An 11429-nucleotide genomic window follows, 5' to 3' on the forward strand; every position below is an offset into this window, starting at 1 on the left:
TACGGTGAGGCACGGTGCGACCCTCGCGAGTGAAGGAGCTGATCGGCGGAGGTCCGGCAGCGGTCACGAAGTCATCCGACCGCATCGAGCCGCGCCTGGCGAGTCCACGCGCTCTGGCCAGACGCGCCGTCCAACGCCGCGGGGCGCCGCGCGTGGCGAACCGCGTCCTCGGCAAGTGCAGCGGCGATGGCCAGCTCGACGTCGCGCGCGGCATCGGCGGCGGGCATGAGCAGATCGGGCCGGCGCTCGAGCAGCTGGATGTCGATATCGCCCCGCGCGAACGCGGGGTCGGAGAGCAGGCGGCGAAGAAACATCTGGTTGGTCGAGATGCCGACGACGACCAATTCATCGAGCGCGCGCCTCATGCGGGAGAGCGCGGCACCCCGGTCTGGTGCCCAGACGATGAGCTTGGCGAGCAGCGAGTCGTAGTAGAGCGTGACTTCGTCGCCGATGCCGACGCCGGCATCCCAGCGCACGCCCGGGCCCGCCGGCACCTGGAGATAGGCGATGCGGCCGGTGGACGGCAGAAAGCCGTTCGCCGGATCTTCGCTCGTGATCCGGCACTCGATGGCCCAGCCGCGCGGCGCGAGCGGACCCTGGGGCACGCGCATCGGGAGCCCGCGCGCAATGCGAAGCTGCTCGCGCACGAGGTCCACCCCGTACACGAGCTCGGTCACGGGGTGCTCCACCTGGATGCGGGTGTTCATTTCCAGGAAGTAGAACGCGCCATCCGAGGCAAGCAGGAACTCGCAGGTACCGGCGCCGCGATAGTTCACGGCACGCGCCGCGGCCACGGCCGCCGCACCCATGGCCGCGCGCAGCGCGGGGGTCACGGCCACCGAAGGCGCCTCCTCAACCACCTTCTGGTGCCTCCGCTGGATCGAGCACTCGCGCTCCCCCAGATGCACGGTGCGCTCGGCGTCGGCCAACACCTGGATCTCGACGTGGCGCGGCGCGACGACGTACTTCTCCAGGTACACGGCGGGGTCGCCGAACGCCTTTGCCGCTTCCGAGCTCGCGGCCTCGAGCGCACCGGCGAGCTCGGACGCTTCCCGCACCACCCGCATCCCACGGCCACCGCCGCCAGCCGCCGCCTTCACCATCACCGGATAGCCGAGGTCGTGCGCCAGCGTGCGCGCGGCCGCCTCATCCGTCACCGGCGCCATGGCGCCGGGCACGGTGGGCACGCCGGCCGCCTGCATACAGCGGCGGGCCGCCGTCTTGTCGCCCATGGCGCGGATGGCCTCGGCCGGCGGGCCGATGAATACGAGACCCGCCGCGTCGACCGCTTCGGCGAACGCGGCGCGCTCGGCCAGAAAGCCGTAGCCCGGATGCACGGCATCGGCGCCCGCACGCGCGGCCGCATCAAGCAGCCGGTCGATGTTGAGATAGCTCTCGGTCGCCGGCGGCGGGCCGATCGGGACGGCGAGATCGGCCGCGCGCACGTAGGGGCTCGTGCGGTCGGCCGCCGAGTACACGGCCACGGCCTCGAGACCGTCCTCGTGACACGCGCGGATGATGCGGAGGGCGATCTCGCCGCGATTGGCAATCAGGACGCGCTTCACAGCGGCAGGTTTCCGTGCTTCTTGGGCGGGTTGCGGTCGCGCTTGGTGGTGAGTGTACGGAGGGCGTCGATGAGCCGCGGCCGGGTGTCGCGCGGATCGATCACGTCGTCGACGTAGCCGCGGCTCGCGGCGGCGTACGGGGTGGCGAACTTGGCGGTGTAGTCGTCGGTGAAGCTGGCGAGCGCCGCCGCCGGATCGGCAGCGCCGGCGATCTCGTCCTTGAACAGAATTTCCACCGCGCCCTTGGCGCCCATGACGGCGATCTCGGCCGTGGGCCATGCGAGATTCACGTCCCCGCGGATGTGTTTGGAGCTCATCACGTCATAGGCGCCACCGTAGGCCTTGCGAGTGATCACGGTGAGCTTGGACACCGTGGCCTCGCAGTAGGCGTAGAGCAGCTGCGCGCCGTGGCGGATGATGCCGCCATGCTCCTGCCCCACGCCGGGCAGGAACCCCGGGACGTCGACGAAGGTGAGCACCGGCATGTTGAAGCAGTCGCAGAACCGGATGAAGCGCGCGGCCTTGCCTGAGGCGCTGATGTCGAGCACGCCGGCGAGCACGGCCGGCTGGTTCGCCACCACGCCCACCGGATGTCCGCCGAGCCGCGCGAAACCGACCACAATGTTGTCGGCGAAGCCGCGGTGCACCTCGAGGAAGTGGCCGTCGTCCACGACCCGGCGCACCACCTCGTGCATGTCGTACGGCGTGCTCGAGCTCGCCGGCACCAGGTCGAGTAACGCGTCGTCACGGCGGTCATCGGGGTCGGCCGTGACGCGGCGCGGCGGGTCGTCGACGTTGTTGAGCGGGAGAAAGCCGACCAGCTCGCGAATGGCGGCGAGGCACTCGGGCTCCGAGTCGCAGGTGAAGTGCGACACGCCCGAAGTGCCGCCGTGCACGTCGGCGCCCCCGAGTTGCTCGAAGGTGACCTCTTCGTGGGTGACCGTCTTCACCACGTTGGGGCCGGTCACGAACATGTAGCTCACGCCGCGCACCATGAAGATGAAGTCGGTGATGGCGGGGCTATACACGGCGCCGCCCGCGCAGGGGCCCAGGATGGCGCTGATCTGCGGCACCACGCCCGAGGCGAGCGTGTTGCGGAGGAAAATGTCGGCGTAGCCGCCGAGCGACGCCACGCCTTCCTGGATTCGGGCGCCGCCCGAATCATTGAGCCCGATGATCGGCGCGCCGTTTCGCACGGCGAGATCCATCACCTTGCAGATTTTTTCCGCGTGCGCCTCGGAGAGCGAGCCACCGAACACGGTGAAGTCCTGGGAGAACGCGTACACCAGCCTGCCATCGATGCGGCCGTAGCCGGTCACCACGCCGTCGCCCGGCACGAGCTGGTCGGCGAGTCCGAAATCCGTGGCGCGATGGGTGACGAACCGATCGAGCTCGACGAAGCTTCCCTCATCGAGCAGCAGGTCGAGCCGCTCGCGCGCGGTGAGCTTGCCCCGCGCGTGCTGGCGCGCGACGCGATCCGCGCCGCCGCCCTCTTGGGCGACCAATTGCCGCTGGTGGAGTTGGTCGAGGAGCTGTCGTGGATCGGGCATGAGCCAATAACATAGCGGCGCGGGGGACCGGCGGTAGGCCTGTGCGCGCGCGGCACGTGCGACCGCGCAATCACTGAGCGCGCGCTGCGAGGGCGCGGCTGCGAGGGCGCGGCTGCGCACGCGCGTTCGAAGGGGCCGCCCGGCCGAAAAATGATGCTGTCGCGCCGCGCGGCGGCGCTACCGTGAGAGGTCCGCCTTTCCGGAGCCCGCGTGACCGGTCCCCTGGTGCGGCACGAACGCGTGAACCTGCTCGCGCGCGGCGTGATTGACGCCGCGGTCGAGGTCCACCGCTGCCTCGGCCCCGGATTGCTCGAGGCGGCGTATGCCGAATGCCTGTGTCACGAGCTGCGCATGCGGGGTCTCGTATTCGATCGCGCACCTTCGCTCCCGCTCCGCTACAAGGGCCACCCGATCGTGTGCGAATGCCGGCACGACCTCGTGGTGGGCGGATGCGTCGTCGTGGAGGTCGAGGCCGGGCACACCGCGGTGCCGCTGCACGCGGCCCGCCTCGCGACTGGGCTCCGGCTCCGTGCACTGCCTCTCGGCCTCCTCATCAACTTCAACGTGCCGGACCTTCGCTCCGGCGTTCTGCGGCTCGCCGGGCCTGCCGCGTGCGTTGTCGGCAGCCGCGTCAGACTCCACTTGGCCGCGGCGGCGCGGGGTTCTGGCGCGGCGCGGGCGACGATATGATAGGGAACCGCGTCACGAAGGAGGCTCATGCATTCGCGGTTCACTGCTGTCGCCGCGGCGCTTATCGCCTCGGCGCTGGTCTCGTTTCGTTCGCTCGCAGCGCAACAGCCGGACACCGCCAGCGGTCTCTCGATCACGGCCAACGTGGGTCTGGTCGACGCAACCGGAAACACCGATCTCACCACCCTCAGCACCATCGAGCGCGCGGATCTCCGGCCGGCGGGCTCACCCTGGCAGCTCACGCAGACGTTCGAGTGGGTGTTTGGCAACGCGAACGGGCAGACCTCGGCGAATCTGCTCAACCTGGGCGGCCGGGCGGCGTACGGCATCTCGTCCCGCATCCAGGTGTTCGTCGGGGTCGCGTACGGACGCGACCGGTTCGGCGGCATCGCGCGGCAATTTGAGGAGCAGGCCGGCGTCACCCTTCTCGCGCTCGATACGCCGGTCAACCGCCTGCAGCTCGAGGCGGGTGGCGCTATCACGCGGCAGCGTACCACGCTCGGCATGGACGATAACTTCGTCGCCCTGCGCGCGGCCGGCGACTACGTCCACTATCTCGCAAAGTCGACCTACCTGGAGCAGAGCGTCGAGCTCCTGCCCGACGTCGACGACGCCGCGGACGTCCGCATCAACTCGACCAGCGCCCTGGTGGCGCCGCTCTCGCAGCGGTTCGCGCTCAAGGTGTCGTACGTAATCCGGTTCGACAACGTGCCGCCGCCCGGCTTCAAGAAGACCGACCGCGTGCTGACATCGGGATTGCAGGTCACCTGGTGAGCTGGACCCCAACTAAAGAAGCGGCAGCCGGATCTCCGGCTGCCGCTTTGCCGTTGGTGGTACACCCGATTGGCTACGCCGGCGGCACCGCCGACTCTTCGTACACCGGCCGCACCGGCGGAATGATCGGCTCGTCGGGGTAGTTGGTCACCATGAGCACGATCCGGTGGTGGATCGGATCCACCTCGAGGACCTTGAGGTCCACCGCCTGGCCCTCTTTCACCGCGTCGCCCGGATTCTCCAGGTTCGCAATGCCGAGCTGCGACATCGGAACGAAGCCCTCGATGTCGTTGCCGATATCCACGACCACGCCCTTGTCCATGAGGCGGAGCACGCGGCCCCGGAGCTCCATGTTGATCGGGTAGGTCTCCCCGATGCGGAGCCAGGGATCGTCCTGCGCCTGCTTCAATCCGAGCGAAATCCGCTTGTTCTCGGCGTCGATGTTGAGGATGACGACGTCGACCGAGTCGCCCTTCTTCACCACCTCGGAGGGGTGCTGCACCCGCTTGGTCCAGCTCATGTCCGAGATGTGGATCAGGCCATCGATGCCGGGCTCGATCTCGACGAACGCGCCGAAGCTCGTCAGGTTGCGCACTTTGCCCTGGAGCCGGGTGCCTACCGGGTACTTGAGGGGCAGCACCATCCACGGGTCCTGCTCGGTCTGCTTCATGCCGAGGGAAATTTTCTCCTCGGCCTCGTCGACCTTGAGCACCACGGCCTCGATGGTCTCGCCGATGGAGACGATCTTCGACGGATGGCGGACGTTGCGGGTCCAGCTCATCTCCGAGATGTGGACCAGCCCCTCGATGCCCGGCTCGATCTCGACGAACGCGCCGTAGTTGGTGATCGACACCACCTTGCCCTGCACCCGCGTCCCCACCGGGTACTTGGCCGCGACATCCTTCCAGGGATACTGCTGGAGCTGCTTCATGCCGAGGCTGATGCGCTCGCGCTGCCAATCGATGTCGAGGATCTTGACCTCGACCTCGCTGCCGATTTGAAGCATTTCGGTGGGGTGGGACACGCGGCCATACGACATGTCGGTGATGTGGAGCAACCCATCCACGCCGCCCAGGTCGATGAACGCGCCAAAGTCGGTGATGTTCTTGACGATGCCCTTCCGGATCTGGCCGACGGCCAGCTCCTTCATCAGGTGCTCGCGCTTGTGGGCGCGCTCGTTCTCCAGGATCACCCGGCGGCTCACCACGATATTCCGCCGCCGCTTGTTGAGCTTGATGATCTTGAACTCGTAGGTGTGACCGAGCAGCTCGTCGATGTTGGGCACGCGGCGAAGCGCGATCTGGCTGCCGGGGAGAAACGCGTCCACGCCCATGAGGTTCACCACGACGCCGCCCTTGATCTTCTTGATGAGCGTGCCCTCGACCGGCTGGTCGCTCTCGTGGGCGACGCGGATCTTCTCCCAGACCCGCATGAAGTCGGCCTTCTTCTTGGAGAGCACGACGGCGCCCTCCTGGTCTTCCAGGTGCTCGAGGAAGACCTCGACCTCTTCACCTTCCTTGGGCGGCTCCTTGAACTCGTCGAGGGCTACCGACCCCTCCGACTTGAACCCCACGTCGAGGATGACGGCGTTCTCGGTGACGCGAAGGACCTTCGACTTGACGATCTCCCCCTCGGCGATCTGCGACATGGTGCCCTCGTACATCGAGAGCATCTGTTCATAGTCCTGCTCGGAGTATTCCTCGTCGTAGAGATCGGGGCGAACGCGGAGGCCGGTTGGCAACGCGATCTGGGTGGGAGTGGTGTCGCGGGCCTGATCGAGCATAGGCAAGTCTGCTGGTCCTTTGAGATGCCGCGCCCAGGGTCGCGGGCTGGGGTCAAGTGCCGCCGCGGCAGAGGCGCCCCGGCGGAAGCCTGCAATGATAGCCGCAGACTCGCTCTGCCGCAAGGCTAAGTGGCCGTCAATCAGGACTTTGGATCGGAAAGGCCGAGTCTCGGGCGGGCCAATGCGACAATCAGGGCCACCTGCTCGCCGAAATCGAGGTTGGTGGTATCGACATCAACGGCGTCGGTGGCACGGCGGAGAGGGGCCACGGCGCGGGTGGAGTCCGCATGGTCGCGAGCGGAAAGGAGAGCCGCCTCGCGTTCCACGTAGCCCGCGCCGGCCGGCAGGCCGCGCTCGGTGAGACGGCGCCCGGCCCGGGCCCGGACCGTGGCCGTGAGATAGACTTTGAGCTCGGCGTCGGGAAAGACGACCGTGCCGATGTCCCGCCCGTCCACCACCACGTGCATGCCGGCGCGCACCATCGCGCGGAGCCGCGAGTTCACCCACTCCCTCACGACCGGCACGGCCGAGATGGCCGAGACGTGCGCCGTCACCTCGGGGCCGCGGATGGCGTCGTCTACAGGCTCGCCCTGAAGGTACGCGGCAAAGCCGTGGCCGTCCGGGTGGAGGCGAAGGCCCCATTCCTCGGCGGTGCGGAGGATCGTTTCAGGATCTACCGCTTCGAGCGGCGGGCCGCCCGCGCGGCCGACGTGTTCGGCCTCGCGAAGCGCGACCAGCGTCACGCCTCGATACAGCGCGCCCGAATCGAGGTGGGCAAACCCGAGCCTCTCGGCCACCGCGCGGGCCGTCGTGGACTTGCCCGACGCCGAGGGGCCGTCGATGGCGATGACGCTCCCGGTCACCTCGACTCCCGCCGGCGAATGCTCCGGAGTGTCTCGGGAAAGCCGGGGAAGCTCACGTCGGCACACGCCAGATCGTCGATCCTCACGCGGGAGCCGGGAAGCGTACCGAGCACGGCGAAGGCCATGGCGAGGCGATGGTCGCCTGCCGTGCGGACGGCGCCGCGGGGCGGTGCCATGCCACCCTCAACCACGAGATCGTCGCCGGCCGCCTCGGCCCGGGCGCCCACCGCGCGCAGATTGGCGGCAATGAGCCCAAGGCGATCGCTCTCCTTGACCCGCAGCTCGCCCACCTCATGAAAGGTCGTGCGGCCCACGGCGCGGGACGCGAGCACCGCCAGGAGCGGGATTTCGTCGATCAGCCCGGGAATCTCCCCCGCTCCGACGTCGGTGGCGCGGAGTGCCGCCGGGCCGGCTATGAGATCGCCCACAGGCTCGTCGAAGGGTTCGGTCACATCGCCGACGCGGACAGCCGCGCCCATGCGGTCGAGCACGCGCAGGTAGCCGGTGCGGGTCGGGTTCTGGCCCACTCCGGCAATCCGGAGCTCGCCAGCCTCGGCGAGAATGGCAGCACCCACCAGAAATGCGGCCGAGGAGGGATCGCCCGGCACTTGCATCTCGAAGGGTTCGATCCGGCCCGTGGGCGCGAACTCGATCCAGCCATCCGGCTCCGCGACGTGATACCCGAAGGCACGCAACAGGCGCTCGGTGTGATCGCGCGACCGGCCATGGGGCTCACGGAGCGCCACTTCGGCTCCGGCCGTGACACCGGCGAGCAGGAGCGCGCTCTTGATCTGCGCGCTCGAGACCGGCATCTCGTAGCGCAGCGGCGCGAGCGGGCCGCCATGCACGGTGAGCGGAAGCCCGTCGCGGCCCTCCAGCTCGGTGAACTCGGCCCCCATCCGGCCGAGCGGATCGGTGACGCGACGCATCGGGCGGCGCCGGAGCGACGCGTCGCCGGTGAGCGTCGTGGCGAAGCGATGCGCGGCGAGAATGCCGAGCAGCAGGCGCGTGGTGGTGCCCGAGTTGCCGCAGTCGAGCGGATCAGTGGCACGGTGAAGACGACCATGGCCGCGCACGCGCACGACGGCGCCCGGCCGGAGCGGCGATATGTCGACACCGAGCGCGCGCAGCACACGGGCGGTGGACCGGGCATCGAGGGATGTAAGCGCACCGCCCACGTAGCTCGCGCCCCGCGCCAGCGCCGCGAGCAGGAGCGCGCGATGGGTGAGGCTCTTGTCACCCGGAACGTGCACCGTGCCGCCGACGATCATCGCTCGAGCCCCCGCCGGAAGTCGGCCGCGACCTGCAGGTATGCGCGGAGCCCGGCAGCGTCGCGGGCCTCGACGAGTCGCCGGAGGCTCGCGAGCTGACCCTCGGCTTCGCCCAGGGCCTCCAGTATCGGCTCCTGGTTCTGCAGGAAAATATCGATCCAGAGATCCGGGCTGCTGGCGGCGAGGCGCGTCGTGTCGCGCGCGCCGCTGCCGAACGACACCGGCCCGAGCCGGCGGTCGGCGAGGAGCTTCGCAAGCAGATACGCGACAGCCTGCGGCAGGTGACTGGTCCATGCGAGCTGCCGGTCGTGCGCGGCGGGATCGATGAGCACGGGCGCCGCCTCGAGCGTATCACGCCAGAAGCCCATGACGCCACGTGCCGCGTTGTCCCCGGCGGCGCTTCCGGACGCGCACACGTAGACGACGCAGCCGCGCAGCCGGTCGGGGCGCGCATGAGCAAACCCGGATCCGTGGGTGCCGGCGAGCGGGTGCGCGCCGGCGAAGCGATCGGCGAGCCCGGCCGCCACCGCGCGGCGGACCACGGCTGCCTTGATGCTGGCCACGTCCGAGAGCAGCGCGCCGGCATCGAGCCGCGGCGCCAACCGGTCAATGAGCTCGAGCGTACTGGCGGGAGGCGTTGCCAGAATCACGAGCGCGGCGCCGCGCGCGGCGCGCTCCGGCGAGTCGGCGAGCTCGGTCACGGCCGCGGCGCGCACCGCGGCCACGCCTTCGCGCCGCTCGGGAGAGTAGCCAACGACTCGGCGTACGCCGGCAAGCCGCGCCTGCCACGCCACCGATCCACCGATCGCGCCGAGGCCGATGACGGCGAGCGACTCAGGGCGCACGGCGGCCGGCATGAGCGGTGGAGAGGCGAGCGCTGTGCATGGTCCGGGGCAAGCGGGAATCGTAGCGTTGTGCGATTGGGTTCTCAACGGCGGCCCCGCCAGCCCGCACGCATCGAGCGCGGACGCGCGCCGCCAACCCGGAGCGTGCGCTTGGCTTAGCCGCATCCGGGGCGGTCGGAACGGAGGCTGTCCATGCTGGCCTGAGTCTTGCCCTTCGGCGCGGTTCAATTTGTGCCCGCGGATCAACTCCATGGCCAGACAGATGACCCGACCCGCTCCCGTCACATCGCCCAAGCAGGCGCTCTACGATGCGGTCGGCGACGTGATGCGCCACCAGGCCGAAGAGCGCGATGCGGAGCAAGCCGCCGAGCGGGTGCGCCGGGAGCGTGGGCCGATCTCGCCCGTGCTGGGCGCCTGCCTGCTCGTCCTGGTATCGGTCGGCGCCTACGTCGCCGTCGAGCGCCCCGCGTGGCTCTTTCCACCGCCGGTGCACGTCGAAAGCCACGCGGAGCTCGAGGCGAGTCTCCGGATCAGTATCGCCTCGGCCGCCCGGCGCGTCGAGCGGTTTCGCGAGCGGCACGGCCGGTTGCCGGCCTCGCTCGGTGAAGCGGGATCAGACGTGAGCGGCGTCCGGTTCCAGCCGGTGGACGGGGGACGATACGTGCTCACCGGCAGCAACGGCGACCTGTCGCTCACGTATCAATCCACCGATTCGCTGGGTGGCTTCGTCGGCGAAAGCTTCCGGACGCTGGCCGAACGAGTGCGCCGGTGAGCGGCCGCAATCGCAGCGGGTTCACCCTGCTCGAACTGCTCGTCGTCATGATCGTGATGGGCATCCTTGCGACGCTTGCCACGTTCCGGTTCACCGACGCGAAGAATCGGGCGATCGCCGCGCAGGCCACGTCCGACATGGAAACGGTGCGCCTCTCGGCGTATAGCCGGTACTACGAAACCGGGGTGTGGCCGAGCGACGCCCCGCCGGGCACGGTGCCGGCCGAGCTCACGCCGTACCTGGTGAACGGGTTCCCGTTCAACCGGCCGGACTACACGCTGCAGTTCGAGAACAACCTGCCCGGGAACACCCCGTACGAGGTGGCTGTCCGGCTCACCACCACGAACCAGCGGCTGCTCAACACGCTCATCAACGGCGTGGGAAAACGGCAGCCCTACATCGTCGAGGGGAACGCGCTCGTCGTGGTACTGGTGGGGCCCGACGGCCAGACCTGACCGCCCGACTCAGTCCTTTCTCAGTATGGCGCGGAGCTGCCGCGCCTCGGCACCCACGGCCGGATACCTCGGGTTCAACCGATCGAGCGTATCGCGCACCACCTCAGCCACGAGCATGTCGCGGACCGGCTTCCGGTCGGCTGGCACCACATACCAGGGGGCCCATGCGGTGTTGGTGAGCCGGAGCGCGTCGGCGTAGGCCCGCACGTAGTCCGTCCAGCGATCTCTCTCCTTCAAGTCGCCTGCGTTGAACTTCCAGTTCTTCTCGGGATCGTCGAGTCGTGCGAGCAGCCGCTCGCGCTGTTCCTCACGCGAGATGTGCAGGCAGAACTTGAGGACCGTGGTACCGGTCTCGGTGAGGTAGCGCTCGAAGCCGTTGATCATGTCGAACCGCGCGCGCCAGACCGGCTCCGGCGCGAGCCGATGCACCCGGACCACGAGCACGTCCTCGTAATGCGAACGGTTGAAGATGCCGATCATGCCCTTGGCGGGTATGGCCAGATGCACCCGCCAGAGGAAGTCGTGCGCCGCCTCGATGGGCGTCGGCACCTTGAAGCTTGTGATCTGGACACCCATCGGATTGAGCGGCCCGAAGACGTGGCGGATGGTGCCGTCCTTGCCGCTCGTGTCGAGCCCCTGCAAGACGATCAGCAGCGCGCGCTTCCCCTCGGCGAAGAGCGCGGTCTGGCGGGCGGCGATCCGGTCGACGATGCCGGCGAGGCGCTTGCGGAGATCCCTCTTCGGGACGTCGGCGAGTGCCGCGGGCGGCGCGGCGGAAGCATCGGTGAGCGCGGGCCGCGCGCCGCGCCGCAGCGGCTTCAGGTGCATCGACCGGTCCGGGCGACGGGTGAGCGGGATGTG

11 protein-coding genes are annotated in these 11429 nt (G+C 69.2%); 4 read left to right on the forward strand and 7 right to left on the reverse strand.

Annotated features, from left to right (window positions below; translation table 11 throughout):
• Positions 1 to 71 precede the first annotated feature (71 nt).
• On the reverse strand, positions 72 to 1565 hold the full coding sequence (locus VFW66_04960; GenBank protein ID HEX5386031.1) for an acetyl-CoA carboxylase biotin carboxylase subunit: 1494 nt from the start codon (positions 1563 to 1565) through the stop codon (positions 72 to 74).
• Positions 1562 to 3115, reverse strand: a complete 1554-nt coding sequence (locus tag VFW66_04965) for an acyl-CoA carboxylase subunit beta (GenBank protein ID HEX5386032.1) — start codon at positions 3113 to 3115, stop codon at positions 1562 to 1564. Before VFW66_04965 ends, VFW66_04960 begins: the two co-directional genes overlap by 4 nt.
• Before the next feature lie 210 nt (positions 3116 to 3325).
• Between VFW66_04965 and VFW66_04970 the strand changes: the two genes are divergently transcribed.
• On the forward strand, positions 3326 to 3805 hold the full coding sequence (locus VFW66_04970) for a GxxExxY protein (GenBank protein ID HEX5386033.1): 480 nt from the start codon (positions 3326 to 3328) through the stop codon (positions 3803 to 3805).
• Positions 3806 to 3832: 27 nt separating this feature from the next.
• Positions 3833 to 4579 (forward strand): DUF481 domain-containing protein, encoded by a 747-nt coding sequence (locus VFW66_04975; protein ID HEX5386034.1) that lies wholly within the window; start codon positions 3833 to 3835, stop codon positions 4577 to 4579.
• A 73-nt stretch (positions 4580 to 4652) separates the two neighbouring features.
• Here the strand turns inward: VFW66_04975 and VFW66_04980 are convergent, their stop codons facing one another.
• From VFW66_04980 to VFW66_04995, 4 genes are all read right to left on the reverse strand, one after another.
• Complete coding sequence (locus VFW66_04980) at positions 4653 to 6362, reverse strand: 30S ribosomal protein S1 (GenBank protein HEX5386035.1); 1710 nt, start codon at positions 6360 to 6362, stop codon at positions 4653 to 4655.
• A gap of 140 nt (positions 6363 to 6502) precedes the next feature.
• Entirely contained in the window at positions 6503 to 7225 is a 723-nt protein-coding gene (cmk, locus tag VFW66_04985) for a (d)CMP kinase (protein ID HEX5386036.1), read from the reverse strand.
• Complete coding sequence (aroA, locus tag VFW66_04990; protein ID HEX5386037.1) at positions 7222 to 8496, reverse strand: 3-phosphoshikimate 1-carboxyvinyltransferase; 1275 nt, start codon at positions 8494 to 8496, stop codon at positions 7222 to 7224. Before aroA ends, cmk begins: the two co-directional genes overlap by 4 nt.
• Complete coding sequence (locus tag VFW66_04995) at positions 8493 to 9353, reverse strand: prephenate dehydrogenase (protein ID HEX5386038.1); 861 nt, start codon at positions 9351 to 9353, stop codon at positions 8493 to 8495. The genes aroA and VFW66_04995 overlap by 4 nt, the downstream gene beginning before the upstream one ends.
• A 238-nt stretch (positions 9354 to 9591) precedes the next feature.
• Here VFW66_04995 and VFW66_05000 point away from each other — a divergent pair, with 238 nt between their 5' ends.
• The gene (locus VFW66_05000; GenBank protein ID HEX5386039.1) at positions 9592 to 10113 is read left to right on the forward strand and encodes a hypothetical protein; all 522 of its coding nucleotides are present in this window, start codon (positions 9592 to 9594) and stop codon (positions 10111 to 10113) included.
• Positions 10110 to 10568, forward strand: coding sequence for a type II secretion system protein (locus tag VFW66_05005; protein HEX5386040.1), 459 nt, complete (start codon positions 10110 to 10112; stop codon positions 10566 to 10568). Before VFW66_05000 ends, VFW66_05005 begins: the two co-directional genes overlap by 4 nt.
• Before the next feature lie 9 nt (positions 10569 to 10577).
• On the opposite strand, the gene VFW66_05010 is transcribed toward VFW66_05005, so the two are convergent.
• Entirely contained in the window at positions 10578 to 11396 is an 819-nt protein-coding gene (locus VFW66_05010; protein ID HEX5386041.1) for a PPK2 family polyphosphate kinase, read from the reverse strand.
• Positions 11397 to 11429: the final 33 nt, after the last annotated feature.

Source organism: Gemmatimonadales bacterium, from assembly GCA_036279355.1.
Lineage (GTDB): Bacteria > Gemmatimonadota > Gemmatimonadetes > Gemmatimonadales > GWC2-71-9 > DASQPE01.

Bases quoted from the DNA above. Each gene is read 5' to 3' on its own strand.
- aroA (HEX5386037.1), bottom strand. From the start codon at position 8,496: ATGATCGTCGGCGGCACGGTGCACGTTCCGGGTGACAAGAGCCTCACC.
- VFW66_05010 (HEX5386041.1), bottom strand. From the start codon at position 11,396: ATGCACCTGAAGCCGCTGCGGCGCGGCGCGCGGCCCGCGCTCACCGAT.
- VFW66_05000 (HEX5386039.1), top strand. From the start codon at position 9,592: ATGGCCAGACAGATGACCCGACCCGCTCCCGTCACATCGCCCAAGCAG.
- VFW66_04980 (HEX5386035.1), bottom strand. From the start codon at position 6,362: ATGCTCGATCAGGCCCGCGACACCACTCCCACCCAGATCGCGTTGCCA.
- VFW66_04965 (HEX5386032.1), bottom strand. From the start codon at position 3,115: ATGCCCGATCCACGACAGCTCCTCGACCAACTCCACCAGCGGCAATTG.
- VFW66_04995 (HEX5386038.1), bottom strand. From the start codon at position 9,353: ATGCCGGCCGCCGTGCGCCCTGAGTCGCTCGCCGTCATCGGCCTCGGC.
- VFW66_04975 (HEX5386034.1), top strand. From the start codon at position 3,833: ATGCATTCGCGGTTCACTGCTGTCGCCGCGGCGCTTATCGCCTCGGCG.